This window comes from Bremerella sp. TYQ1 (genome assembly GCF_020150455.1).
Classification (GTDB): domain Bacteria; phylum Planctomycetota; class Planctomycetia; order Pirellulales; family Pirellulaceae; genus Bremerella; species Bremerella volcania_A.
In genome coordinates this window covers 4,536,137-4,562,132 of record NZ_CP083740.1, presented here as the reverse complement: position 1 = coordinate 4,562,132, position 25,996 = coordinate 4,536,137, and the positions used below count along the sequence as shown (strand labels likewise).

The 25,996-nt window shown below is 55.6% G+C and carries 22 protein-coding genes; 12 read left to right on the top strand and 10 right to left on the bottom strand.

Features of this window, described 5'->3' with window-relative positions; genetic code table 11:
* Positions 1 to 225: 225 nt before the first annotated feature.
* Entirely contained in the window at positions 226 to 2,040 is a 1,815-nt protein-coding gene (locus LA756_RS18410; RefSeq protein ID WP_224436192.1) for an alpha-amylase family glycosyl hydrolase, read from the bottom strand.
* A 522-nt stretch (positions 2,041 to 2,562) separates the two neighbouring features.
* On the opposite strand from LA756_RS18410, the gene LA756_RS18405 reads away from it, so the two are divergent.
* Genes LA756_RS18405 through LA756_RS18380 form a run of 6 tightly spaced genes read left to right on the top strand, consistent with a single transcriptional unit; the run spans position 2,563 to position 8,886 of the window.
* Entirely contained in the window at positions 2,563 to 3,561 is a 999-nt protein-coding gene (locus tag LA756_RS18405) for a VWA domain-containing protein (RefSeq protein ID WP_224436191.1), read from the top strand.
* Positions 3,562 to 3,595: 34 nt separating this feature from the next.
* Entirely contained in the window at positions 3,596 to 4,630 is a 1,035-nt protein-coding gene (locus LA756_RS18400; protein WP_224436190.1) for a tol-pal system YbgF family protein, read from the top strand.
* Positions 4,631 to 4,639: 9 nt separating this feature from the next.
* Complete coding sequence (locus LA756_RS18395) at positions 4,640 to 5,467, top strand: MotA/TolQ/ExbB proton channel family protein (RefSeq protein WP_224436189.1); 828 nt, start codon at positions 4,640 to 4,642, stop codon at positions 5,465 to 5,467.
* 5 nt (positions 5,468 to 5,472) lie between these two features.
* Positions 5,473 to 5,907, top strand: a complete 435-nt coding sequence (locus tag LA756_RS18390) for a biopolymer transporter ExbD (RefSeq protein ID WP_224436188.1) — start codon at positions 5,473 to 5,475, stop codon at positions 5,905 to 5,907.
* A complete protein-coding gene (locus LA756_RS18385) occupies positions 5,904 to 6,347 on the top strand; it encodes a biopolymer transporter ExbD (RefSeq protein ID WP_224436187.1) in 444 nt (147 codons plus the stop codon). Before LA756_RS18390 ends, LA756_RS18385 begins: the two co-directional genes overlap by 4 nt.
* A gap of 40 nt (positions 6,348 to 6,387) precedes the next feature.
* The gene (locus tag LA756_RS18380; RefSeq protein WP_224436186.1) at positions 6,388 to 8,886 is read left to right on the top strand and encodes a hypothetical protein; all 2,499 of its coding nucleotides are present in this window, start codon (positions 6,388 to 6,390) and stop codon (positions 8,884 to 8,886) included.
* Between the two features lie 641 nt (positions 8,887 to 9,527).
* Here the strand turns inward: LA756_RS18380 and LA756_RS18375 are convergent.
* Both LA756_RS18375 and LA756_RS18370 read right to left on the bottom strand, forming a co-directional pair.
* Positions 9,528 to 10,154: a hypothetical protein gene (locus LA756_RS18375; RefSeq protein ID WP_224436185.1), complete on the bottom strand. Its 627-nt coding sequence runs from the start codon at positions 10,152 to 10,154 to the stop codon at positions 9,528 to 9,530.
* A 56-nt stretch (positions 10,155 to 10,210) separates the two neighbouring features.
* A complete protein-coding gene (locus LA756_RS18370; protein ID WP_224436184.1) occupies positions 10,211 to 10,576 on the bottom strand; it encodes a hypothetical protein in 366 nt (121 codons plus the stop codon).
* Positions 10,577 to 11,102: 526 nt separating this feature from the next.
* Between LA756_RS18370 and LA756_RS18365 the strand changes: the two genes are divergently transcribed.
* The 5 genes from LA756_RS18365 to LA756_RS18345 all read left to right on the top strand — a co-directional run bounded on the left by LA756_RS18365 (position 11,103) and on the right by LA756_RS18345 (position 16,754).
* The gene (locus tag LA756_RS18365; RefSeq protein ID WP_224436183.1) at positions 11,103 to 13,151 is read left to right on the top strand and encodes an ATP-binding protein; all 2,049 of its coding nucleotides are present in this window, start codon (positions 11,103 to 11,105) and stop codon (positions 13,149 to 13,151) included.
* 375 nt (positions 13,152 to 13,526) lie between these two features.
* Positions 13,527 to 14,525: a DUF1559 domain-containing protein gene (locus LA756_RS18360; RefSeq protein ID WP_224436182.1), complete on the top strand. Its 999-nt coding sequence runs from the start codon at positions 13,527 to 13,529 to the stop codon at positions 14,523 to 14,525.
* Positions 14,526 to 14,543: 18 nt separating this feature from the next.
* Positions 14,544 to 14,987 carry an Ig-like domain-containing protein gene (locus LA756_RS18355; protein WP_224436181.1) on the top strand — a complete coding sequence of 148 codons (444 nt, stop codon included), beginning with the start codon at positions 14,544 to 14,546 and terminating at the stop codon, positions 14,985 to 14,987.
* 357 nt (positions 14,988 to 15,344) lie between these two features.
* Positions 15,345 to 16,268, top strand: a complete 924-nt coding sequence (locus LA756_RS18350; RefSeq protein ID WP_224436180.1) for a DUF1559 domain-containing protein — start codon at positions 15,345 to 15,347, stop codon at positions 16,266 to 16,268.
* Positions 16,269 to 16,349: 81 nt separating this feature from the next.
* A complete protein-coding gene (locus LA756_RS18345) occupies positions 16,350 to 16,754 on the top strand; it encodes a hypothetical protein (RefSeq protein WP_224436179.1) in 405 nt (134 codons plus the stop codon).
* Between the two features lie 127 nt (positions 16,755 to 16,881).
* Here LA756_RS18345 and LA756_RS18340 read toward each other — a convergent pair whose 3' ends face one another.
* The 6 genes from LA756_RS18340 to LA756_RS18315 form a co-directional block, all read right to left on the bottom strand.
* Positions 16,882 to 18,240, bottom strand: coding sequence for a Gfo/Idh/MocA family protein (locus tag LA756_RS18340; RefSeq protein WP_224436178.1), 1,359 nt, complete (start codon positions 18,238 to 18,240; stop codon positions 16,882 to 16,884).
* 101 nt (positions 18,241 to 18,341) lie between these two features.
* Positions 18,342 to 19,502, bottom strand: coding sequence for a WG repeat-containing protein (locus LA756_RS18335; protein WP_224436177.1), 1,161 nt, complete (start codon positions 19,500 to 19,502; stop codon positions 18,342 to 18,344).
* A 166-nt stretch (positions 19,503 to 19,668) separates the two neighbouring features.
* Positions 19,669 to 20,484 carry a hypothetical protein gene (locus LA756_RS18330; RefSeq protein ID WP_224436176.1) on the bottom strand — a complete coding sequence of 272 codons (816 nt, stop codon included), beginning with the start codon at positions 20,482 to 20,484 and terminating at the stop codon, positions 19,669 to 19,671.
* A complete protein-coding gene (locus LA756_RS18325) occupies positions 20,481 to 21,005 on the bottom strand; it encodes a hypothetical protein (protein ID WP_224436175.1) in 525 nt (174 codons plus the stop codon). The genes LA756_RS18330 and LA756_RS18325 overlap by 4 nt, the downstream gene beginning before the upstream one ends.
* A 376-nt stretch (positions 21,006 to 21,381) precedes the next feature.
* On the bottom strand, positions 21,382 to 22,005 hold the full coding sequence (locus LA756_RS18320; protein ID WP_224436174.1) for a hypothetical protein: 624 nt from the start codon (positions 22,003 to 22,005) through the stop codon (positions 21,382 to 21,384).
* Between the two features lie 796 nt (positions 22,006 to 22,801).
* Positions 22,802 to 23,122: a hypothetical protein gene (locus LA756_RS18315; protein WP_224436173.1), complete on the bottom strand. Its 321-nt coding sequence runs from the start codon at positions 23,120 to 23,122 to the stop codon at positions 22,802 to 22,804.
* A 406-nt stretch (positions 23,123 to 23,528) separates the two neighbouring features.
* On the opposite strand from LA756_RS18315, the gene LA756_RS18310 reads away from it, so the two are divergent.
* Positions 23,529 to 24,290 carry a hypothetical protein gene (locus LA756_RS18310; protein ID WP_224436172.1) on the top strand — a complete coding sequence of 254 codons (762 nt, stop codon included), beginning with the start codon at positions 23,529 to 23,531 and terminating at the stop codon, positions 24,288 to 24,290.
* A gap of 479 nt (positions 24,291 to 24,769) precedes the next feature.
* On the opposite strand, the gene LA756_RS18305 is transcribed toward LA756_RS18310, so the two are convergent.
* On the bottom strand, positions 24,770 to 25,735 hold the full coding sequence (locus LA756_RS18305) for a C-terminal binding protein (protein ID WP_224436171.1): 966 nt from the start codon (positions 25,733 to 25,735) through the stop codon (positions 24,770 to 24,772).
* Positions 25,736 to 25,996: the final 261 nt, after the last annotated feature.

Here is a 25,996-nt window from a genome sequence, read left to right as displayed (position 1 = left end):
TAGGCGATAGAAGACTGTCGCAACTGCCATACCGGCTTCGGGAAACTGAAGAAAAAAAGCTCAAGTGCCGAGTAAACTTCGGAATTTAGGCGGATTACGTATACCAGAAGGCGCAAAACCAAGACTGATTTCATGCGACGTTCATCAAGGCAACAAGTAGATTGATCGTTGCCCGAACAAGCTGCTCGCCAACCCATCAGCGAGCAGCTTCCCAGAGTGAAGCGCTTACGCTTCTGGGTCTTGAGAGTAGATCAGCATGCTGTAGGGACTGATCGAAAGCGTACCTTTGTGCGACAAGCCGTCGTACGGTTCTTCTTCAGGCGTTAGCTCAGAAATCGTCGAAGAAACAAACGTCGCATTGTAAACGGGAGCCGCCGTATTCAAGCGCAGCTTCCACTTACCGCCGCAAGGAAAACCGATTTCATAGTTCTCGATCGCATCGATCGAAAAGTTGACGACCACCACGACATCGTCGCCAGGTCCATGATCTTCCCAACGCTGATAAGCAATCAATTTTTGTTGATCATTGCGATGGAATACATTGACGTTTTGCCCCTGCAAACCGCGTGTGACGCCATGCAAGTTGCGGCGAGCATGGATCATATCGCGGTATAGAAGCACCACGCCGGGGAATTCCTGCTTCCGATGCCAATCGAGAGGGTCGGTATCCTGGAACCAGCCATCTTGCAGAAACTCTTGTCCCTGAAACAACATCGGAACGCCTGGCGTCGTCATCATGATGCCGGCCGCCAATGTCGAGCGATGTCGTGCATAACCGTCCGTCGGATCGTTAGGATCGATCTCAGAAGGAAGACGCGACTTGCCATTGGCCACTTCGTCGTGCGATTCGGTGTAAATGACTCGTTCAAATGCGTCGAGGTTATAACGAAACGTGATTGCACTGATCAGCTTGTTTAAGTCGCGACCTTCATCGCTGGGCTGCTTGGCAACGTCTCGCACGGGATGAACGAACTCGGCGTCCCACTGACTCGAGAAATGAGCCCCACCGTCCGACGCATGCTTCGTCAGGTATTCGTTGGTTTGAAGATCTTCCGCAATCAGCATCGTGCCGGGTCGAGCGGTACGAATGTCTTCGTTAATCCACTGCGTCAAGCTCCATCCTTCCGGCAGTTCGTCTTGCCCGTCGACACTACGCATGTAGAGCGTCATGTCATATCGCAGGCCATCGACATGATAGTCGTTCAGCCACATCATCGCGTTGTCGTAGATAAACTGACGAACTTCGCCACGTCCGTAGTCTGGTCGAGTATCGCCCCACGGCGTTTTGCTGCGCCAGTCGTTGTAGAAATAAATGCCACCCTTGTCGTTCTCGTTCCACAGATCGAACTGCCAGATATCGAGGTCACTCGGGCCAAAGTGGTTGTAAACGACGTCTTGAATCACGCCGATTCCACGTTCGTGGGCTGCTTTGACAAACCGCTTGAATCCACGCGGACCACCGTAAGCACTTTCCACAGCAAAGATTTGAGCCGGGTTGTATCCCCAGCTGATATCGCCTGCGAACTCTGCTAGCGGCATAAGCTGCACGACATTCACGCCCAGCTTTACCAGGTGATCGAGCCGCTGGATAGCGTCTTTGAACGTTCCGACCGTTTCGTCATCGGTTCGATTAAATGTCCCCAAATGCATTTCATAAAGGACAATCTCATTCCAAGCCGGCAACTTGTAGTTGTCTTCGCCCCAGTCGAAATCGGTTCGATGAATCACGCTGTTGCCAACCGAGTTAGTCACTTCGCGGGCCCGCGGATCCATGCGACTGACTTCCTGATCGCCACACTTAAGCAGGTAGCGATACTCGTCGCCAGCTTTTGCCCCGGGAACATCAATCGCCCAGTTGCCGTTCTCTTCGGCCTGCATTGGCATCGCTTCAGGGTTCCATTGGTTGAAGTCGCCGACAATGCTGACCGCGTCGGCATGCGGAGCCCACACGCGAAATGCGGTTCCTTCTTCATGCGGAATAGGTCCCATGCCGGGACGGACTTGCGAATCGACAGACGACGAACCAGAAAGGCTTGCCATAGTTGTAGTTTCCTAGAGAAGCGATCGATCAGATTTTGGGATCGTATCGCTGTGAAGCTGGCGGTGCCAGTACATCGTGGTGGTTGGAAAGAAAAAGGTGCACGGCAAAAAAAAGGACACCGTGGACGTCGACTCGAAATCGGGGGTTCTCAAGCCGACATTCCACGGGCCACTTGCCTGCTTCCTGGAAATTTTCACAGACTTATCAACTGCCGCAAAAGCGGATGTGAATCTATGAAAAATCCTGAAATAGGCCAGGTTTAGTGATTCACGACTTTCGCGACTGCCCGGCCCTAGGTTGCACTTGGTGTGCCAATTCACACTTCTGCGGCAAAAATGGCTTCAAATTCGAGGTATTCGCCCTAAATCGCAATAAAATGGGATACATAGCCCCACTTGGCTTTTTTCATCAATCGTAACGCTGGCCGTTTAGAGATCGAACTGATCTCAAATCACGCTTGTCGCAACGAGGGTCGATAGCTAAAAACCAGTTTCACCAAACCACTTACCTCGCGAGCGCGTATGACGACTACCTCGCAACTCGAATCGATTCACCCGGGCGATCAGACCGAATGGGTCAAATCACGACGGACGATGCCAGCATGGCTTCTGTCGCTACTGATCCATCTTGCGCTGGGCCTTCTGCTGATCCTGACCGTTCGCACGGTCAGCAAAGGAATCGGCGACGAGCCAGCTCGCAAAGGCAACATCGCGCTGGCCAATCGAAGTGAGAACGCGACCGAGTACTTCGATGGCGATTCGAGCCAGGCCGCCGACAGCCAAGAGGCGACCGACTCGCAGCAAGCCGCTCAATCGATGAGCCAGGCGCTTCCGGCAATGGATCTTCCACCCAGTGTTGTCGGCAACCTGCTACCGCGCGGCGATCAGGCCCTCACCGGACAAGAAGCGGACGGTCTTCCTTCTGCCGGTGGTATGACCGCAGGCGGAGCAACCTCGAAAGGTGGCTTGGACAAAGAAGGCAAAACAAGCGTCTTCGGTGCCGAAGGGCAGGGGAACAAGTTTGTCTACGTGTTCGACCGCAGCGGAAGCATGGCTGGTCGACCTCTTGCTGCCGCCAAGCAGGAACTGATCAACAGTCTGCACGATTTAGAGAAGCTGCATCAATTCGCGATTATCTTCTATAACGAAAATCCCCAGGTCTTCAGCCCCCACGGCGGCGGTCCCAAGCTGGTCTTCGCGGACGAACAAGGGAAGAACCTCGCCGAACGTTTCGTCCGAGGCGTGATCGCCAGCGGTAGCACTTCGCACCAAGATGCGTTGTCGTTGGCACTGAAGATGAACCCTGACGTGGTCTTCTTCTTAACCGACGCCGATCAACCGCAGCTTTACCCCAACGACTTAGCCAACATCCGCAAGCTGAACAAAGGCTGCTCGATTCATGCCATCGAATTTGGCTATGGCCCCTACGATGGTCGACGGAACTTTCTGGTAAAATTGGCGGAGGCCAACGACGGCAAGCATGTTTATGTCGACATCTCGCAGCTTGGTGCTCGCCCGTAGCCGCTTTGTTCCTTGAAGAAAATAGAGAAGTCCTTTGCCTCGTCGCGTGCTTTGTTATCTGCTGGTTCTCGCTGCTGCCCTCGCGACATGTGGCATGGAGCGGTGCGCGGCGGAAGATGTCGTGACGCTTTATCCAGCGCAAGCCGGAGCGGAACCGACCAAAGTTCGTGGCAATGTCATCGACTACACCGGGCAGCTACTTACACTGCAGACCCCCAGCGGCCAAACAACAATTCCCGCCGATAAAGTTGCCTCGGTTCAAACCGACTACGCTTCCGACGTCGTTCAAGCGAATCAGCTACTAACGGCAGGCAAGTCGAGTGAAGCGGCTCGTATGTTTGAATCGGCCGTCACGGGAGAACGTCGCCCCTGGGTTCGTCGAGAAATCTTGGCCCGTCAGGCGATCGCGTTACATAACGCCGGACGTATCGCGGACGCGGGAAACACGTTCCTCAAGATTACCGAAGACGATCCCCAGACGATTCATATCGCCGCGATGCCGCTGGCCTGGTTCAGTTTGCCCCCCAGTTTCGATCGCGATCGGGCCGCTCGACAATGGATCGAGTCATCTTCGCCGTACGCGCAGCTATTGGGTGCCAGTTGGTTGCTCGGTACGAGCGATCGAACGTTGGCCATGGGCGTGCTCGGCAATCTTCGCCGCAGCAACGTTCCGCCGATTGCCTTGCTGGCCGAAGCACAGCTGTGGCAAACGAAAATTGTCACCGCGAAAGAAGCCGACATCCGCCAATGGCAACAACAGCTCGACGCCGGCATTCTGCGCGGGGCGGCACTGGCAGGGCCGACGCTTGTCATCGGCAAAGCCTGGCGACAACTCGATAACGACTCCACCGCAGCTCTCACGTTGATGCGACCGCCAATTCTCTATCCCAACCATCGCCCTGTCGCAGCCGAGTGCTTACTACAAGCAGGTCGTTCACTGGAAAGAGCAGGGCAGGCCGACGAAGCGGCTCGGGTCTTGCGAGAAGCGATCGAGCAATATGGCGATCAACCGGCGCGGCAGGAAGCAGAAATCATCATCAAACGACTCGCCAGCTCAGGTGGCAACTAGGAGGCAACCTTGGCAAATTTGACTCGAATAGGAATCTGGATCACGTGCCTGGCCGTGCTATGCGTCGGCATGCTCGGCCCAGGGTCGAAGTTGTTCTCGGTGGCTGGACCGCAGTCGGCGATCGCGCAAGATACCCCCGCGGCCGATCCTCCGGCCGACTCACCAAGTCCAGCACCGCAGCAAACGGGATTCGTCGATATCATCCTCAGTGGCGGGATCGTCGGTGGGCTGATCCTGATCTTTCTGCTCGCGTTGTCGATGACGGCCGCCTATCTCGTCTTCGAGCAAGCGATGACCATCCGTAAAAGCGAGATCATGCCGCTCGACTTGGGCGACACCGTTCGCGACTTGCTGCTTTCCGGCAAAGTGCAAGATGCCGAACGCGTTTGCCGCGAGCGCCCCAGCTTCTTGTCGTTTGTCCTGCTTAGCGGCATCGCCGAACTGGATGGCGGCTGGACCGCTGTCGAGAAAGCCTTGGAAGATGCCACTGCTGAACAGTCGGCTCGGCTATTCCGCAAGATCGAATACCTCTCGGTGATCGGCAACATCGCGCCGATGGTAGGTCTGCTTGGTACGGTGACAGGGATGATTTTCGCGTTCCAGCAAGTCGCCGCCACGCAAGGTGCGGCCGGAGCAGGCGACTTAGCCGAAGGCATTTACCAGGCGCTCGTCACGACGGTAGGTGGCTTGTTGGTGGCGATTCCATCGCTCGGTGCGTTCGCCATCTTCCGCAACTGGGTCGACGAGTTGGTGGCCGAAGCGGCCTATGTCGCGCAGCAAGTGTTCACACCGCTCAAACGTCGCAAACGGCAAGCCGCCGCCCAGGCAAGGAGCTAACTCCCGTGCGCGTGCCGAGCAATTTGAAACCCGGCCAGGCCGACTTCAACATGACACCAATGATCGACGTGGTGTTCTTGTTGATTATTTTCTTCCTCGTTTCCAGCCACTTGGCGAAGCAGGAAGCCCAGATGCCGTTGCCGCTGCCCACCGCCGAAAGCGGGCAAGAGATCATCGACAACGAACAGCAGCCACGCGTTGTCGTGAACATCGAAGCAGACGGTTCGCTGATTCTCGCTGGTCGGCGCGTTCCGCCGGAACAACTTGCCAAACGGTTGGCCGTGGAACGGGATCGAAGCGGCGACTCGATCGAGCTCCGCATCCGTTGCGATCGTGCGACACCCTACGCCAACGTTAAACCGGTGATGCTTGCCGCCACCGAAGCTGGCATTTGGAGCGTTGCGTTCTCGGTGATTCGTCCGGAGGATGCCGGCCGATGAAACACCCTAGCCCTTTCAAAGATCGCAAGTCGCTGCAAGTCGCGATGACGCCAATGATCGACGTCGTCTTCCTGCTGCTGATCTTCTTTCTATGGACAGCCAGTTTTCAGATTGTCGAGTACTCGCTGCCGAGCACCGTTTCGGCACCAGCCAACGTCGGATCGTCGGCGGAAAAAGAACTGGAAGTGGAAGACTTCGAGCAAATCGTCGTTCGCATCACCGGTCAGCCGGGCGATTTGACGTACGCCGTCAACCAACGCCGCACACGGGAACTTGTTGAGGTTCGCGAGATCCTGGGCACTTTATCCACCATTAAAAACGACGTCCCGCTGATCATCGACCCCGACGAAATCGTCCCTGTCGGCCAGGTGATCGATGTGTACGACATCGGCCGTGTTCTCAACTTCCAAGAGATCCAATTCGCCGTTGAAGTCAAATAAGATCAAAACAACGCCAGACAATTGCTCCTATTCGACGCTGATGAAGACTTGTTCCGCCATCTCGATTCTATTGCTTACGTTCGCTGCGAGCGTGGCGTCGGCTCAGGCTGCGTGGGACGACGATCGGAAGATGATCGAGGGGCTTCTTTCGCGGCAGTTATTTTCGCTCGCCGAGCGTTACGCGGCCCAGCAGGTCGTCGCAGAGAACATCACGCCTTCGCAACGGGCCGAGATGGCGGCGGAACTAGTGCGTGCCTATTCGCTGCATGCCCTGAACGCGCGACCGAGCGAACGTGACCGTTGGTGGAACTCGGCTGCTTCGGTCTTGCCACAGTTTGAACGTCAATTTCCTGGCTCGCCGGAGACGATCCTGATCGAAGTCCAATCCGCCAACAGCCGATTGGCCCAGCTTCGCTTGTTGCGTCAGGAAGGAGAAGTCTTTCGCGACGATGCCAAACTCGCTCAAGCCCAAACGTTAGCAGCCGAAGTCGTTCAGCAATACGAAACGCTGCAAGAGAAAGTCGATCAGTTGCTGCGGCAATCGCACATGGCCGGCAATGCGTTGCCATTTGCCCCCGACGAACTGCTTGCCCTTTCGCGAAAGATCACCCTGCAGTCGGCGGAAGCTGCCGAAGAACAGGGACTTAGCTACCCAGCTGATTCGCTCGACCGTACCAACGGCATGGTCCAAGCAATCCAGCGTGTCGAACCACTCACAAAGCTTCGACCAGACACGCAGGTGCTGTGGCCGGCACTGCTCCTCGAAATTCGAGCACTGCGGTGGCTCGGACGATTGGACGAAGCCGATGCCAAAGTGGCGCGACTGTTAGAGCGACAGCCACCTCCGCAAGTGGCACTTGCCGCCAAAGCGGAAGCAGTTCGCGTGGCCATCGCTCGAGGCAACTTGGATGTTGCGACCAGGCTCATCAATCAAGGACGCGAGATCGACGGCCAGCTTTCCCCGGAACTCGACTACGCATGCTTCGAGACCTACCTTGCGTTGTGGAAGCAAGCCGAAGAGAAACAAAACAAAGCGGACATCAAGCTTTGGCAAAGTCGCGCCGCCACGGTCATTCGCGAGATGGACCAACTGCATGGCTCGTACTGGGCACGTCGAGCCGAACAGCGCATGACCGGCAGTGCTTCGACCGGAGGTCCTCAGAACCTCGACATCATTCGTCGCACGGCCGAGAACTATGTGCGGCAGAAAGACTGGACCGAGGCGATCAAGAATTATGACCTCGGGGCAAAGACCGCTCGCGAAGCAACTCAGCCGGCCGAGGAATACGAGTTCCGTCTTGCCGCTGCGGCGGTCGCCATCGAATCAGGCAACATGGCCGAAGGCATCAAACGCCTGCGCGAAGCGGCGTTGGCATTTCCCGCGGCTCCCGACGCCGCGCTGCGTCACTTGACGGCGGCCTATTATCAATCGCAACTGGCCCGGCAAACCAACCCGCCGGAGTTGGAACCGTATATCGCGCTGCTGCAGGAAAACCTGAGTCGCTGGGACGATGGCGAACCTGCCGCCCAGGCCGCCATGTGGCTCGGGCAGATCGAGTTCTCTCGCGGCAATTGGCGGGAAGCGACCGAGGCGTACCTCTTAATACCGATGCAATCGACTCACTTCGCTTCTGCCGTCGAAGGGGTTCGCCAGGCGTCGCTCAAGTGGTTTCAGTCGGCGGAAGGAAAGGAAGAACTCGTTCCGCAAGATGTCCGCAAAGTGATCGACTACTTCGAGAAAGTCATCCTGCAGGGGCAATCACAAGGGGGCGAATGGACGGCGACAATGCGGCTTGCAGCCGAGTCGGCAGCCCAGCTTTGGCTGAACTATGTCGACAACGGATACGATAGTGCTCGCGCGGTGCTGGAAGTCGCACTACGGTCCAACCCCGATGCCCCGGCCGGCTGGCGAAGTCGCTTAGAGTCGCTGCAGGTCATCGCCCTTGCCGGGCTGGGCAAGCTCGATCAAGCGAAAGCGAAACTTCAACAAGCTGGCGATGATAGCCCCAACCAACTTGTTGAAATCTTGCAAGCACTGGGACAGATGGCCGGGTCGGCTTCTCCGATGGTTCGCCAGCAGATCGCTGAAATCGAACTAGCCACCATCGGCATGCTGCGGCCTAACTTGATGCAGCTCGACGAAGCGGCCCAGCTGATGATCGCGATGCGGGAAGCGGAAGCTCTCGCCGCGACCGACAACCTCAACAAAGCCTTGGTGCTGTATGATTCACTCGCGACGAAGTATCCCAACGATCCGGAAGTACAAGTCGGTCTCGCTCGAATGCTATCGCGCGGCACGACGCCGGTTCAGCAAGAGCTCGCGCTTTCGCAGTGGCGACAGATCAGCCGCAAAAGCCGGACAGAGTCGCCGACATGGTATGAATCGAAATTGGAAATCGCCCGGTGCCATGTGAAGCTCGGGAAGCCGGAAGAAGCGAAGCAAGTGGTTCGCTACCTGCAAACACTTTATCCCGACATGGGCGGACCTGAAATGAAGGCCCGATTCGTCCAATTGATGCAACAAGTGTCGCGTCCTTAAAGCTGTAGAAAAGATTTCCCCAACGACTGATCGGATCGATTAGGGGTGGTTCCGGTTTTCAAACCGGGATAGCCGCCGGCCATATGAAGCCACTAAATACGGCTTAAATTCTGTGGCGAAAATGTCTACGAGACCAACCGCTTGCCAGGGCTCGAATTAGCTACCAAATGGGTTCGACGCTTTCACGGGGCGAGAAACGTGCACGCCCAGCACGATAGCGATCGAGGCACCGAAGAAGATCAACATGGTTTGGAATTCGAGCATTGCTTGGTTCTCTGTCTGAAAGATTTCCTAAGGGGGTGATTGGCTGTCGAGAGACTTAAATTCACTTGCCGTGCCAAAGCGCAGTTCGGGGGCCATGAATTTCGAAAGGGGCCGCTTTTGCCCGGAGAAACCGGCATATTCGGCAGACTCGGAAAGAAACACCGGGAGGAGGTGAGGTTGTTGGTTATCGAGTCGACAACATCATTCGCGGACTGAGATTGTCCGGCAAGTGGCTAGCAGAAATTTTGTGGCCGGCTGCGGAAAACCGATAGCACTGCATTGCCGGCATCGCGAGAAAGTCTTCAGCAAGAACCTAAAAAAAGCTGAGCCCTCGAAAGGAGGGCTCAGCTTCGATGAATTCAACTATACCGGTCCGATTAGGTTTCCGGTGTGGCTGGCGTTGGAGCTGCGTCGACAGGGCCGACTGGCTGTTCGCTGTAGCTGCCTGGCACGTAGCCGTCTTCGGTGATAACCGACTGGCCACCTTCGGTGTAAGCGCCGCCACCGTAGACAGGAGCACCACCACAGTTGCCGTTCGGGCAGCTACCGGTTTTGTTGTTCCAGTGTGGGCGGTGGTGGAAACCGAGGTGCCATCCGTAGTTCAGATCGGCAGCGTTCCAAGTCCAAGGACCACGTACGTTGTACACGCCGAACTGCTGCGTGTCGCTTGGCCAGTAAGGCGTCACGCCCAAGCTGCTGGGGTGACCGGTAATGCCGCCGGCGTTGGCTCGGCCAAACTGGTGATAGACCGGAGTCATGCGGCTGCTCGGCACGCCCCACGAGTAGTTGGTCTGCATGTTCGCGTTGGGTGGAACGACCATCGCCACAGGCGTTTGGTAGTTCTGGTACGCGTAGCCATCGTGCCAAGGCAAGTTGGACGCGTGGTAGGCGTTGGAAGCATTGCTGTAGCCACGTCCCCATAGCCAGCCAGCTTCAGCCGTTTGCACACTGCCGCCCAGCGTCAGGCCGGCGAGGAGAGCGAGAATCAGTCGTGTCTGGGTCATCGTCTTTATTTCCTACGTGAAGCAAGCGAGCGCGGACCGGCTCGAGCAAGTTGCCATTAAAAGAACGGGTTATAAGAATTCAGCCAAGTGCGGCCGCCGTACCAATGCACCTTCGTGCGGTTCAAGCCCTGACCACCGTTGTAGTAGTGGTAATAAGTGCGATGGTGCTTGTACAAAAACTCGTGCGGATCGAGTGGTGGATAGGTGATGTACGTCTGCGGAACGTAGGGAGGCGTTGTAATCGGAGAAGTGTACATCTCGGCCGGATATCCGTAGTACGGATCGGCGACGTAGTACTGATTCATCATGTCCGGGTAAACCGGCGGACTAGGGTACTCGTTGGCTTGGGCCTCTGATCCCACAGTCATCCAGCCTGCGGTCAGGACCAGGGCGAACAAACAAGTTGTTGCAATGCGTTTCATCCGATTGATAGCTCCTGCCAATGCGGCAATTGGGCAACCACGAGAAAGGCCGTGGAAGGGTTTTTAGCTTCACCTATACATATTTCGGGAAACCGGTCCAAACCGCCGCCAATGGGTACTTCGGCAATCTGCGCGGTACAGATAAGTCCAGACCTTCCGTCGTAGGTTAAATCGGCTATTCGGATGGGTCGTCTGAGTCTTTCTGGGGCCATCATGCCAAAAGCCCCTATTCTTCCGAGTATAACAGTCGCCCCCAACTTCCAGATCCTGCCGCTATCCCCGTAATCGGCAAACTTTACTACAATCGGCGATTCGGTCTCGCTCTTGTCCTTGTAGGGTCCGCTATGCGGACTGACCCAAGATTTGACGCAGAACTTGCCGATATGCCCCATTTCGGTCCGCACAGCGGACCCTACGAAGAATTGAACTGTCCCGAGGAGTTCCCACGTTGTCGGAAGGCGCCACTACTACTGCGAACGGATCCGCAAAGAAGAAGTCAGCACCGCGTCGCGCAACGGCCGAATCGATGGCCAAGAAGCAACGCGAGATCTCGGTCAGCGAGTTCTTCGCCAAGAACCGCCACATGCTGGGCTTCGACAATCCTCGAAAGGCTTTGCTGACGACCATCAAGGAAGCGGTCGATAACTCGCTCGATGCGTGTGAAGAAGCCGGTATCCTTCCCGAGATCTGGGTCCATGTCGAACAGACCGGCGAAAGCCGCTATAAAGCGGCCGTTCAAGACAACGGCCCCGGCATTCTTAAAAAGCAAATCCCGCTGATCTTCGGCAAGCTGCTTTACGGCTCGAAGTTCCATCGCCTTCGCATGAGCCGTGGTCAGCAGGGGATCGGGATCAGTGCGGCCGGCATGTACGCCATTCTGACGACCGGCAAGCCGATCAAAATTGTCAGTAAGACCGGCAAGTCGAAGCCGGCCCACTATTACGAACTTCGCATCGACACCAAAGTCAACAAACCCGAAATCCTCAACGGTAAAGGGAACGGCGAAGATATCCCCCCTGGCGAGAAAGGGGAGAAGTACATCGAAGACCACGGCATCGAATGGGTCACTCATCACGATCCGGAAACCCCCGATGCCAAACCCAAGCCCATCGCCCACGGCACGCGCGTCACCCTCGACTTGGAAGCCAAGTATCAGCGAGGGAAGGGGAGCGTTGACGAATACCTCGAGCAAACGGCGATCGCCAATCCGCACGTCACGCTGCATTACATCGACCCTGCCGGCGTGCAAAAGACCTATCGACGTTCGTCCGAAGTGCTGCCTCCCGAAGCGGCCGAGATCAAGCCGCATCCGTACGGGGTAGAGCTGGGGCGGCTCGTTTCGATGTGCAAAGAAACGAGCGAAACCAGCTTGTCCGGTTTCTTGACCAATTCGTTCTCGCGCGTCAGCCCCGGGATCGCCAAGCAGATTTGCGATAAAGCAAAGCTCAGCACGCGGATGCGTGTTAAACGAATCGATCGCGATCATGCCGAGCATCTGTACGCCGCGATCCAAGACACCAAAATCAGCAACCCGACGACCGACTGTATCGTTCCGATCGGGGAAGAACAGCTTTTGAAGGGCCTGCATAGCGTTGTTCCGGCCGAGTTTTACGCGGCGGCCACACGTCCGCCGGCCGTTTATCGAGGCAATCCGTTTCAGATCGAAGTCGCCCTGGCCTACGGGGGCAACGTCGAAACCCAGAAGATCACCAAGGATCTGCTGAAAGAACTGCTTTACGAAACCGACGCCCGAACGGTCCGCCAGTTCCTGATTCTGACGTTCAACGGACTTGGCCCCGACGCCGCCGACAAGATTATCAAGCAGTCGAAAGTCGGTACCCGCAAGAGCCCCAATAAGCTCAAGCCGAAAGAGATCGACCATCTCTTTGAGGCCATGCAAAACATCAACGTCAACGAAGGCCAGTCGATGCAGGTCTATCGTTACGCCAACCGAGTGCCGCTGCAGTTCCAGCATGGCGACTGTGCGATCACCAAAACGATTGCTGGAACCAACTGGCGTTCGTATGGGCTTTCGCAGTCGCGCGGCAATCTGCCGAGTGGTCCTGTGACCATCATGGTTCACATTGCCAGCGTTTGGGTACCCTTCACCAACCAGGCGAAGGAAGCCGTGGCCAGCTATGACGAGATCCAGAAAGAGATGCGTCTCGCGCTGCAAACGGCCGGACGCAAGCTAGGCATGTTCCTGCGTCGCCGCATGAAAGTGAAGCAGCAAGCCGATCGCCGGACGATCTTCCGTCGTTACCTGGGTGAAGTGGCCCAAGCGGTCAGCGACATCAACGGCACCGACAAAGAAGACATCTACGAAAAGCTGTTGGCTGTCGCTAAAAAGAAGACTGCCGAAGCTGACATGGTGCTCGATGAAAGCGGCAAAGCAGTCGACCCGAACGAAGCCAATTATGGCGGCGGGGTATTGATCGTCGAGAAAGACGAGGAAGAGATGCTGGCCGACATGCTCAATCGCCCGACAGAAACCGACAACGGTTCCTCTGTGGAAGCGGCCGACGCCAAGCAATCGGAACTGTTCGACGAAGAGGAAGAAGACGAGGACGCCTAACGACCGCGTAACGTCTCACCTCCTGATCCATTTATCCCCGCTTCTTTTTTGGCAGCGGGGATTTTTCATGCGCGAGCATCCCCTCATTCTGGGCTATCGCAACGATTCTCAAGAACCGCGAATCCGGAGCATACATGGCCATTCTTTCGTGGGGGTTTAGCTCCTAAAACACCCCACTCTCTCATAGTCCGCACGATAGCTGGCATGGGGCCGCCCAACATCGATCCATCGTCGTGAATCTGTACAGATGGCAATATTTATCTTTTTGCCTTTAAATCCATTGACACCGACTGCCGACTTTAATATCACGGGATAGTCTTCTATTGCTTTTCCTTCTTCCCCAAATTCTCGCGTTCTCGTTGTTAGGAGCTTCTTATGAAAAAGCGCGGCTTTACGCTCGTCGAGCTCTTGGTGGTCATCGCCATTATTGGTGTCTTGATCGCACTATTGTTGCCTGCGGTTCAACAAGCCCGTGAAGCGGCTCGTCGGATGCAGTGCAACAACAATCTCAAGCAAATCGGCCTCGGCTTGCACAACTTTCACGATACCTATGGCGAATTCCCGGCCAGCTACGGCTTCAACGATCAAGCCAACGCCGCCAGCTGGCGAAAAGCCTGGGGCTGGGGCGCTCGTATTTTGCCATTCCTTGAACAGTCGGCACTGCACGACCAGCTTGGCGTCTCGACGCAAGAGTTCGACGACTTGTTGCCAGGTAATACGTCGACGAGTTGGCCGGCCGCTGGTGTCGCGCTGATGCGTACGCCGCTGGATGCATTTATCTGCCCCAGCGATCCTGGCGAAGAGATCAACACGTCGGTCGACTTCTGCCACACCGGTGGACCTGATTCGACCAAGCCAGCCAAGAGCAACTACGCCGGCGTCATGGGTCACTACACCACCAACTGGTACGCTTCCCCCACGGCCAGCATTCCGAACCAGCATGGTTTGATGAATGCCCAAAAGGGAACGCGCATGGCCGACATCACCGACGGCACGAGTAATACGTTTGCTGTTGGCGAACGTGACTCGATTCACCACGCCGCTTATTGGGTCGGCACCGGCAACGTCAACTCCGAGTCGTCCTGGTCTTCTCCGAAGGCAATCGGGCGAACGTTTGGCCAGAAAGTCAATCAACCGCTCGTGGGTCGTTTCTACCTGGCATTTTCCAGTCTGCATCCTGGCGGAGCCAACTTCCTTTACGGCGACGGTAGCGTTCACTTCATCAGCGAAACGATCGACTCGCGCGAAGGCTTGAAGCATGATGGCGGCGCCGCTGCATGGTACACGTCGTACAGCGAGCTCGACACGTCTACGGTCGGTGTCTATCAGCGACTCGGCTTGCGTGACGATGGCCAACCACTCGGCTCGTACTAAACAGGAGAGGTTCGCCCCATGAAACGTCCCATTCACTACGGTTTCTTCGCGGCAATGCTAATCGGGCTTGCCGCGTCGGTTGGCTGCGGCAGCGGAGCGTTGCCTTCGCTGTCAGGCACCGTCACCATCGACGGCAATCCAGCTCCTGCTGGCGTTGCGTTGCAGTTTTCGCCGACAAGCGAAGGAGGTTCCCCTTCGTACGCTCAGACCGATGCCAACGGAAACTACGAGGCTCAGTTCTCGTTCAACAAAACCGGCATCCAGCCAGGCGAGCATTCGGTCAAGCTGATCCCAGGCTCCGTCGAAACGCCCATGCCCGAGATCGGCCCCAACGGTCGCCCCGTCGGCCCAGCCCCGAAGAACCCACTGTCAGGCCTTCCCAAAACCTACTGGGAAGAAATCGAAGTCATCACCGTCCAACCCGGCCCCAACGCCCACGACATTGTGCTGAAGTCGGAGTAAGCCGACGGCGAAACACGTCAACGATCGCTCCGCATACCGATTGCGGAGCCTTATTCTCTGCGGAAGGATCTGGTGATAAATCGGCACTGATGCTCAGCCACCCAAAGAGGGTGCCAGAGATAACCACATAAAGTGGCAATGCGAAAAAGTGCCCCCTCCCTGCGATGGGATGATCCCCTTCGAAGTGAGTCTAAAATGCCCGGATATTTTGGGCATTGATTCAGTTAACCGCAATTCAACGAATTATTACCAGGAATCCATTGACAGTCTTCACAACCTTTAATATCACGGGATAGTAACTCCGTCATGCATTTTTTGACGCCCCCATATTCCGCGTCCTCATTCCAGGAGTTTCCTATGAAAAAGCGTGGCTTCACGCTCGTCGAGCTGCTCGTTGTTATCGCCATCATTGGTGTTTTAATTGCCCTTCTCCTTCCTGCTGTGCAACAGGCCCGAGAAGCAGCTCGCAAGATCCAGTGTCGTAACAATCTCAAACAAGTCGTGCTGGCGCTGCATAACCATCACGATACCTTTGGAAAGCTGCCTTCCTATCGAACCGACAATACGTTCTGGTGTTGGGCCGCGCAAATCTTGCCTTTTATGGAACAAGACAATTTGCACGAAGTGATGGGCGTCACGGATTACACTTTCCCTGAAGCCGTCAACGGTACCGTCAGTGTACAAGCTACCGACGCCCTGAAGACCGTCATCCCAGGCCTCCGTTGCCCATCGACGACGGGACCGGAAACGTTCACGCACGATTCGGTCGAGTATGGTGCGATCAGTTACGCTGCCAGCCGAGGGTACGGTCAAGCCGGATGGGACCAGGACAAAGCTGCTAATACCGGTGCCATCAACGTTGTGGGTTTGGAATTTTCGGCGATCACCGATGGTCTTTCCAACACGTTTGCCATTGGTGAAGTTTCCGCACATGCCAACAAGTGGGAAAGTGGTCCTCGCGGTTGGGCCTTCTGGGCCGGCACGCCAGGCAACAGCTACCTGGAACGCCAGAACACGCTGTCGCGTTGCGTTTCGTTCCCCATGAACAGCCCACACCACTGGGGCTTTACCAGTCAACACACCGGTGGCGCGTTCTTCTCCTTCTGCGACGGTTCGGTTCAGTTCATCTCGGAAGACATCGAATTCGAGAAGAACGGCACACCTAACGGCTGGTTCGGTGGCGATGGCGTTCGCGATCAGATCTACCAGAATGCAAGTGGTATGGGCGTCTATCAGTTGCTCGGCATTCGTGACGATGGCCAGACGGTTAGTCTGCCGTAGTTCTTATTCCAACTTGCTTCGCCAAGAATTCCCGGCGCCGGTAATGGCGCCGGGTCGTACAAGACTTTAGGAAACATCGTCATGTCATTTCCACGAACGCCAACACTCTTGCTGCTCTTACCACTGCTACTTGCGGCGGGCTGCTTCAACTCGAACCAGTCGAGCTTGGGAACCGTTTCCGGTACCGTGCTCGTCGATGGCAAGCCAGCTTCGGGAGTTCGACTCGAGTTCGATCCCCTTGAAAAAGGCGTGCGAGGCAGTACGGCTGTTACCAATTCGTCCGGCAACTACGAAGCCATCTATTCGCTTTCCCGCGACGGAGTCCGACTGGGGCCGTGCATTGTCAAACTGGAAGCACCCCTGACGATGCCTGGCGATAAGAGCAAACTTCCTTACCCGGAAGAGTACTACGAAGAAATCCGCCAGGTCGAAATCACCTCTGGCCACAACACCGTTGACCTCGATATCTCGAAGTCGAAGTCGTAAGGGACAGCTCAGGCGCCGTGCCTACGGGCCTCGTAGGCATGACCGCCTGATGCTTTTCTGAGAAATTTCCATCGGCCCATCGACGCCATACCGAACCGTACATCGGCATGGCATCCTTGCTGGTTGGTTAGACATTCTCCGGCGTTGGATGCACCCAATCGCCGCGGTACTTTCTCGCCAGCAGGTGGTTGGCTTGGTCGTCTCCTTCGACTTGGCCGGTTTCGGCGTTCCATGTCAGGCTGCGGCCGAGCTTTTGGGACATGTTGGCCAAGATGCAGCTGGCCGTTGAGATGTGGCCTTGTTCGATGTCGGCCACGGGGCGGCTGCGGTTCTCAATCGCTTTCAGGAAGTCACGCTGGTGGGCGCGATTCGCGGCGGCCACATGTTGCTCGAGATCTTTCTCGTGCTCATCTTCCGGGTACTTGTCCCACTCGGTCTTCGGCGATCCAGTCAGCGTCGGCTCTTTCTTTCCTTTCGGGAAGAACTCGTACTTGTTCACGCTTGCCTTCAACGTTCCCTTATCGCCATACAAAAAGAACGCCCACGGGTAATCGCGATCCGGCGCATCGCCATAGGTGCGGTGTGTCCACACGACATCGAGTTCGCCGAAGTCAAACGTGGCGACCTGGGTGTCAGGCACATTCCCTGTGGCATCGGTATGAACATACGTGCCGCCGCGGCTATTCACACTTTTCGGCCAGCCGAGGTCCAGCATCCAACGCACCGAATCGAGCATGTGAATGCACATGTCGCCCATGATGCCGTTGCCGAACTGCTCGAACATCCGCCAACTGCGTGGGTGCATGACCGGATTGAACGGAAGCTTCGGGGCAGGGCCGGTCCACATCTCGAAGTCGAGATACTCCGGCGGCGGGCAATTATCCGCTTTGCGGTTGCGGCCCATCCCGTAATAACAGCACACCTCGGCATGACCGATCGTACCGAGCAACCCTTCGTTCACCACTTTGTCGCGTGCTTCGATTAAGTGAGCCGTACTCCGCCGCTGCGTACCGACTTGCACTACGCGGTCGTACTTCCGAGCCGCGGCGAGCATTGCCTGACCTTCAACGACATCGACGCTGATCGGCTTCTGTACGTAGACATCGGCCCCCGACTTACACGCTTCGATCATTGCCAACGCATGCCAATGGTCTGGCGTCCCGACTAAACAGATATCGAGATCGTGCTCGGCCAACATCTTGCGATAGTCGCCAAACTGCCGCGGCTGCTTGCCATTGGACTGCCGCGCAGCAATCAGCTCGGCCGCCCCACTCCGCATCTGCGAATCGACATCACAGATCGAAACCACCTCGACAGGAGCCACTTGAATCAACCGCAGCAAGTCGCACTTGCCATACCAGCCGCAGCCAATGAGCCCGACCCGCTTCGGCTTGATGTCGAGCAAATCTTGAGCCCACGTCGCACGGGGCAAAGACGAAATAGCGGTAACAGCCGCAGCAGTCGAAAGAAACTGACGACGATCCATGATGAGGCTCCGTGGGGTAAGAGTGCGTCGAACGGAACCGCTATTCTAACCAGACGACGGACCGATTGCCTACGATTTGCGAGCGGCGTTTGCTTGTTCAATTAATCGGCCGAAGTCACTTGCCAGACCCATTCGCCGTTGCGATTGACATAGCCGACCGTATCATCGTCGAGCGTTACCCAGGCCAGCCCTGATTGAAAGTAGGTTGCATCAACAAGGCCTGGCAAGCTTAGGACAAGGTTTCCTTCCGTATCGATGAAACCAGATTCCTCTCGGTTTTCGCTCACGACAAATGCTCCCGATTCGTGAAAATCGCTGGCGGTGATATAGGCTGGCTCGATCGCCCAATCGCCGTCGATGTCGACAAAACCCACCTGGCCATCACTTAACCGGGACATATCATGGTGATAGGGCAGGGGAAGCTGTCTCGGTGTGAACGGCAACTTCTCTCCTTCTGCATCGAGGAAGAAGTACGTATGCTGCTTGGCGTCCGGTTCGTCCTGATGCACCAATGCTTTGCCGTCGTCAAACGCATAGACCGACGAGAACTGCGGCTCGACAACCGTTTCTCCCTGGGTGTTGATGTATCCCCACAGGCCATCAACCATGACGGCCGCTCGACCTTCGTAAAACATCCGGCCGGCTTGAAACATTGGCGGAATCTGGATTTCGCCATATCGATCGGCGTAGCCGTACTTACCATCCTGAGCGACGAGGATAAGCCCTTCCGAAAAGTAGCTGTGCGGCGTAACACCTTCCGCGGGATCCCACATGCCGTAAGGGTCGTAAACAAGATGGCAGTCGAGCGGCGCGTGGATCGACCAATGAATGTCCGAGATGGAACGGTCGCGCGGGTGCTCTCTACGGGTCACGCCAAACAGCGACTCACCAAAATTCACGACATGAACTACGTCGCTCGTCAGCGGTTTCGTGGTCAGCGATTCGCTCTTGTTGAAGTACTGCCATTCGCCCGACGAAATCAACAGTACGCCTGGCTGGCCGACCGTCGCGGCTTGTCGTTGCAAAGGATACTCGTTCTTCAAATATGACGACGCCAACGTATGCTTCGGCGGACATTGCTCCTGACCATCAGCCGAAATGCATCCCCATTTCACGTCACGCTGATCGATCTTTGCGTTGCTGGGTATTGGGAACAAAGGATCGAAACGCTTTTCCGGATCGGCAAGCGTTTTTGCCGGCGGCGGCTCGGCAGTCTGCGTTGGCGACAAGTCTCGCTGACAGCCAGTTTCCAACATCAACATAAAACATCCGCACAAGGACATTACCGCTGTGCGGATCACTCGAATCGCCTCTTTAACTTTGATAGAGCACCTCTTCGGCTCGCGTCGCATTTTTGACAAGACTACGTACAGATGATCCTATCCCATAGATCAAGCCCAGGTGCACATTCTCGGTGCACTCTCAGAATCATGGAGCCGCTGCTGTCGCTACGTTTCTGTTGCGGAGTTCTTCCAGCAGGATCATGTACGCGAAGAAATTGGGCGTCGAGGCGTTCAGCTTACCGACGGTTGTCCTGGTCTTTCGATCCTTGATGGTGATGCGATTGCCCATCAGACCCTTGGTTTGCTTGACTTCCAAGTCTTCGTACCGGGCAACCTGGGTGACATTGCTGCGGTTCTCATATTGCAGCCCTTCGTCGACGAACGAGATCCCATTGGCCCACGCCAGCTTGCCGTCGTTATTCAGCTGCTCAGATTGCCGCGCGGCCATATACTGAGAAATGCAATCCAGAAATCGTTCGACCCCAGTACGCGATTTGAAAAACGCCCCCCAGATCACCTTCAGCTTCGGTTTGTCCGAGCTTTCTTTGGGAATGAACTTCAGCGTTGTCGTCGAATAGGTATAGATATGATTCACATACTCTTCGACCGAGAAGTACGTGAAGTGATCGATCTCGTCGAACAACAACGAGTGGCTGCCGACTTTCACACCGCGCTCGAAAAGACGTTGCCGTTTCGTCGCCATCCAAGCATAGTACAGCCCAAAAACGATTGGCACCGGACAGGCAATCAGCACCACCACGGCGACATACACTTTCCCCAAGCTCAAGCCGAACAGCATGCCGCCAAGCGACACCAACGCGAATAAAATGCCCCAGCACAGGAAGACCCACTGAGGTCCATTGCTGCCGATTTGTTTTCCGAACTGCGGATCGCCCAACACGAAGCTCTTGCCGTCCTGATCACGAGGAAACGAAAGCTGACGCAGGCCATACCGTATCAATACTTCTGCATCGATTCAATCATCTTCGGCACTTCCTGAAGGCACGCCTTCACGGCTGGGTCGGACTTTTGTTTTTTGTCGATCTCAGCCGACATGACCACCAGCGAATCTCCGAAGGCGACTTGCCAGAACTTCATGTCGTAGTCGTGACCACCTTCGCTATGCGTGCCACTTTCCGAGAAGGTCGACTTGTCTCCGACCTGCGTCACCTTCAGCCCTTTCTCTTCGGCTTGAGCTTTCAGAAACTCAACCGCCATCGCTTCCGGCAACGCATGCAGATTAAATCGCAGCGTTATTCCCGCATCGCTGGCAGGCTTAATCATCACGGTATCTTCTGGCTCTAATCGCTGTACGTATTCTTCCGGCACCGAAAACTGCACCGCCGCGTTGGGAAACGTTACCGTCTTCTGCCCGGCCGGACTTGGCTTCGGAGGTCCCGCCGCCGGACCGCATCCCTCCACAACCATCAGTCCACAAAGAACCACCAACGAAAGAAACGAAAATCGATGCGAACCATTCATATAAAATCTCAACGTGCAAGTTCCGAGGCCCAAACCGTTCCCGCCTATCATCAACTGCCAGAGACGTGCTGCCAATACCGTAGATACGGACGCGATCATTCGTTCCCGCGAGGCGCGCACCTTTCGTGACATATGGGATAACTCAGGTTAATCTTACCGTGAGCAACGCATTGCCTGCCAATCAAACACACGAATCAAGTCGACTCCCGTAGGGTCCGCTGTGCGGACGCGGCTTGCGTGGTCACGACCGGAAACCGTGGCGTGCGGGACTCGGCCGGAATCTTTTTGGTTGCCGGGGAATAAACTTCTCACCGTAACCGACATGCCGACGAAGAAGACGGCATGGCACCCAGTGGGGACAGAGCCAGATCCGTGATCAGCTCGACTGAAGTAATTGGCTTGCAAGTTCTTCTTGGAGACGCTGTTGTTCACGCTGAGGGTCTAACGACGCTCGACAATGAAAGCGTGCTATCCAACCAATTATCTCAGGGAGTTTAAACGTCTCATCACTCTGGGTCACGACATGGATAGCAAGCACAAAATGTCCGATACTATCCGCAGCATGCATGGCCCGGCATCGTTCAGGGTCTACGTCCTCCGTAAGCTCGGGGTAATCTAACTCATGCGAAATGTCCGAAGCGAGTGTAGACAGTGACCGAAAATCAACCGGTTCTCGATCGTTCATCCACTTCGCACCAGCATCAAATACTTGCCCGATTCGCTCATCACCGGGACAAATTTCGCGCCAAATCTTCAGCGTGCGGCTTGCCATATTATGAGCAACTTGAAGACATTGCTGATCCGTAAGTAACTCAGACACTCGCTCAATTCGCGTACGAAAGTGAGAATCGAGAATCATTGGCTCTATTCCAGTCGAAAGTGCAGCGGCATGGCCAAGCGAAGCCGCGGCAGAAACATGGATTCGCCCTAATTCTCCTGAATTGACTTTGTCCAATATTGTCTTTTCTGAATTCATAACGTTTCTGATGGTCAGAACCATTCCCGTAGGGTCCGCTATGCGGACGCAGCCTGCGTGGTCACTACCGGAAACCGCGGCATTGCTGGACTTGGCCGGAATCGTCTTGGTTGCCGGGAAATAAACTTCCCACCGTAACCGATATGCCGACGAAGACGACGGCATGGCACCCTGAGCACACGGTTCATCTTCTAGGTTCAAACAGTTCGACGGCAACCATCCAGTCGGAATTTTTCTTCGGTCGAGAGCGATATAGGCAATCAGGATGCTTATTCTTGAGAGAACTTTGTTGCTTCTCGTGATGGACATGGCCCAGGCGAAGAATGACGGTTTTGGGAACGGCATCGCGACGGTGCTGAAAGTTCCATTCCGTCTCGAATGGAGCTAATTGGTGGGGAAAGAAGCCAACGCCAGAAATGGAAAAAGTGAGGCGATTCGTCTCACGGACATGCAGAAGCGGAATCCCGTCGCACCAAGTTCCCAGCCGGCGAGTTAACTCAATTTCAGAGAACGGAAACCAGAATTCGATTTGCGTGGCGAGATCGGAGCTCGAAATGATTGCATCCCTTTCTCCTAAGTCGGCAAATTTCCATTTCCAAAGTATCGCGGCGATACTCCGTTCAATGTTTTCAGAACACGACTGGTTTGAGTTAGCGAATGTCGCCTCCCTATCTTAAAAGTCCGTAGGGTCCGCTGTGCGGACGCGCCTTGCGTGATCACGACCGACAACCGTGGCGTGCGGGACTCGGCTCGAATCGTTTTGGTTGCCGGGGAATAAAGTTCCCACCGTAACCGACATGCCGACGGCTTGGCACCCTAGCTAACCCGTTACGTGAAATCGGCCTCCCATTGCAGTTGCCCACTCCTCCACAACTTCCAGGTTAGATGCCTCGATACTGAAATTAATTAATGGCACATCAGACATCGACCAATAGACTTTTCCGACCACAATGCCGTCAAATACTACTTCTGCGACGTCTTCAGGTGGCAACACCGTCATTGCTTCGCCGGTAAACGGATTTGTCGTTTCTTTGGGCGTTGGACGTTTGAATTCTGCTCGTGAAGTGATCAGTTTACACCATCTTTCGCGAGTGAATATGGCTGTATCTGCGGCTGGGAGGATCTCGCCGTTGATCTGCATATTTGCGTCTAACCTATTAATTAGTCAGAGCCCCGTCGGGTCCGCTGTGCGGACGCTGCTTGCGTGATCACGACCGAGAACTGTCACGTTGCTGGACTCGGCCGGAATCGTTTTGATTGCCGGGGAATAAACTTCTCACCGTAGCCCGGCGTCCGCACAGCGGACCCTACTTGTTTTCTTTCAGCGTTGCATGGAGGTCGGTTTTTGGGGATTGCGGTTTATTCTAGTGGCTGGGCGTGGAAAATTCCTGCTTCCGGCTCCGTTGGCATTAGGGTTGCAGCAGTTGGGATTGGTTCGCGACTGCCTGGCACGGTACGATAGAGGCAGGCGGCACGCGAATCGGCATGGTTTGCATCTTTTGACGAGACCTCTTCCCGGACTGCCGGGCAAGTTACGGAGCATTGGTATGGCCAAGGTGGTGGACGCCATCGATCGGTTTAACAACTCAGTTCGAACGCTGTTGATCTTGTTGCTTTTGATCGCGTTCTCGACCGTGTCGTACTATGCGTGGTCGGTTTACAACGAGAAAGAGTTGCAGATTGCCGCGAAGAACAAAGAGATCGAGCAGCATGTCGCCAAGATCGGCGAGCTGGAAAACGAGATCGACTTGCTCGCGCTACGGCTGAAGCTGTTGAAAGTCGATCGCCGCGTGGCTCGGCTTTCGGTCCTCAACCAAGAGCAGCCGGAAGATGCCGAGCGGGTTCAATCGATTATCGAGTTCGTCGAGCTCGATCAACAAGGTCGCGAACTAACCGACCCGCAGCAGTTCAAGATTGACGGCGACATGGTTTACGTCAACGGCAAAGTGGTCAAGTTCGAAGATGAACTGGTCGAAACAAACGACCCTCTGCGTTCCGCTTCCATCTTCATTCTGCAGAAGATCTACGGCGAGCACCAAAAACCGATCGACGGTTTCACGATCGACAAGGAAGGGGAGCGGCCGGAAGCGTATGGCCTACGCGACAAGCCAAACGCATTCGAGCAAAAGATCTGGGATAACTTCTGGGACATCGCCAACGACCCACAAAAAGCGGCCGAGTATGGCGTGCGTGCCGCCAACGAAGAATCCGAAGGGATGCGCGTCCGCCCAGGTAAGAAGTACGAAGTCGAAATCCGCAGCAGCGGCGGCCTCTCGATTAAACCGTTGCCCGAAGAAAAAGCGACCTAGTCGACCACCCCAAAAATTCGTTGGGTTCGACTTCTTCATCCGATCCCCTCGCCCCTTTGGGGAGAGGGTTAGGGTGAGGGGCCTACTGGGTACCCGCTTCATCAACCCTCACCCTAGCCCTCTCTCTTGGGAAGGGCGAGGGGACCGGATGAGAGACCAACGCCGAAACGGTTACCCTTATTTTTACCCTACCCGCTTAAGCGCCGCGCTGCGCGATACTTTAACGAAGTATTGTCCAAGTATCCAATAAGTTTGCGCGTTTCAAAGGCGTTTGAGTCGGTTTTCATCGATAGTTTGGTTCTTCTTTGCGCGTCCGAATGACCGAAAATAAGGGAACCATTTCCGACATGCCAAGTCCGCGCAAAGTAAGAAGTGCGTAACCCTCGGGAATTACGCACTTCTAAGCACTTTTTGACATCTTGCTTGAACAGTCTGTTAGAATGGATGTTGCGTCTCTCTCAAAGGACGCAAACCCCCATTTAACCAGCCGTCAGCCCATTGCGGACGTTCTCTGGCGTCTTCCCTTGAAGGCAGTCGACTACCTGGCGGGAGACGCGGCTACGCATGTTTTCGAGCGACTCGACACTGACGAAAGCGGCATGCGGCGTGACGATCACGCGGGGATCGTTGTACGGGGCGATGGTCAGGTCGCAAGGCTCCGGATCTTGCACATCCAGCGCCGCCCCCGCAAGTTCGCCAGCTTCAATCGCCGCGGCCAAGGCGTCGTGATCGACGATGGCTCCGCGGGCCGTGTTGATCAGATAGGCGGTTGGTTTCATTTGCTGGAACTCCTTGGCACCAAACGACTTTCTGGTTTCAGGAGTTGCCGGAATGAGGAGCGATACGTAATCCGATTCGGCCAAGAGGCGGTCCATTTCGACCGTTTCGACGCCCTCCATCGTTTTACCGCTGCGGCTGGTCGCTAAGACGTTAAGTCCAAGGCACTTCGCCTTTTGCGCCAGCAGCATGCCGATATTACCGAGCCCGACAATCCCGAGCGTTTGGCCTTCCATCCGCCGCATGATGGGCCCGGCGGTGAGATCGTATTTGCCGCTCATGGTGTCGTGATGATACATGGCGACTTTTCGGGAGCACGCAAAAATAAGCGCCAACGTGTGTTCGGCGACCTCGGTCAGGCAGTAGTCCGGCGTGTTGGTGACCAGGATTCCGTGCGAGGTGCAGTAGTCCATATCGATATTGTCCAACCCGATCCCCAGCCGGGCGACAATTTTCACATTGGGAGAGGCCGCAATGACTTTTTCCGTAACCTGAGCCCAATTCGTCATGATGGCGTCGACTTGGTTTTCCTGGGCCAAAGCGACGAGCGAGTCTTCATCTTTGGCGGTCGCGACGATCAATTCGACGTCGTTGTCGGCAAGAACTTGCTTTTCAATTTCCAGTTCTTCCCAGGCATAGTCGGTCAACAGAACGCGGTACTTGGCCATGATGATTCTCGTGAGTCTGAAAGAGGGGGTGAAAGTCTGAGGGCGAAAAGCCCCATAATAATGGTCTCAAACCAGCGGGTGAACCCTTGCCCGGACGCCGCCGCAAGGTGGTCAGGCATGGGGCAGACCCCAAAATGTCGAGTTGCGAAACAGGCGATTCCTGCGGATGACGTTACCGTATACCCTTCTCCACGCTTGGCAGGTCCCCTAAAATCGATGGATTCGGTCGATTTTAGCTGCGAAGTGAACCCACGGACGAGC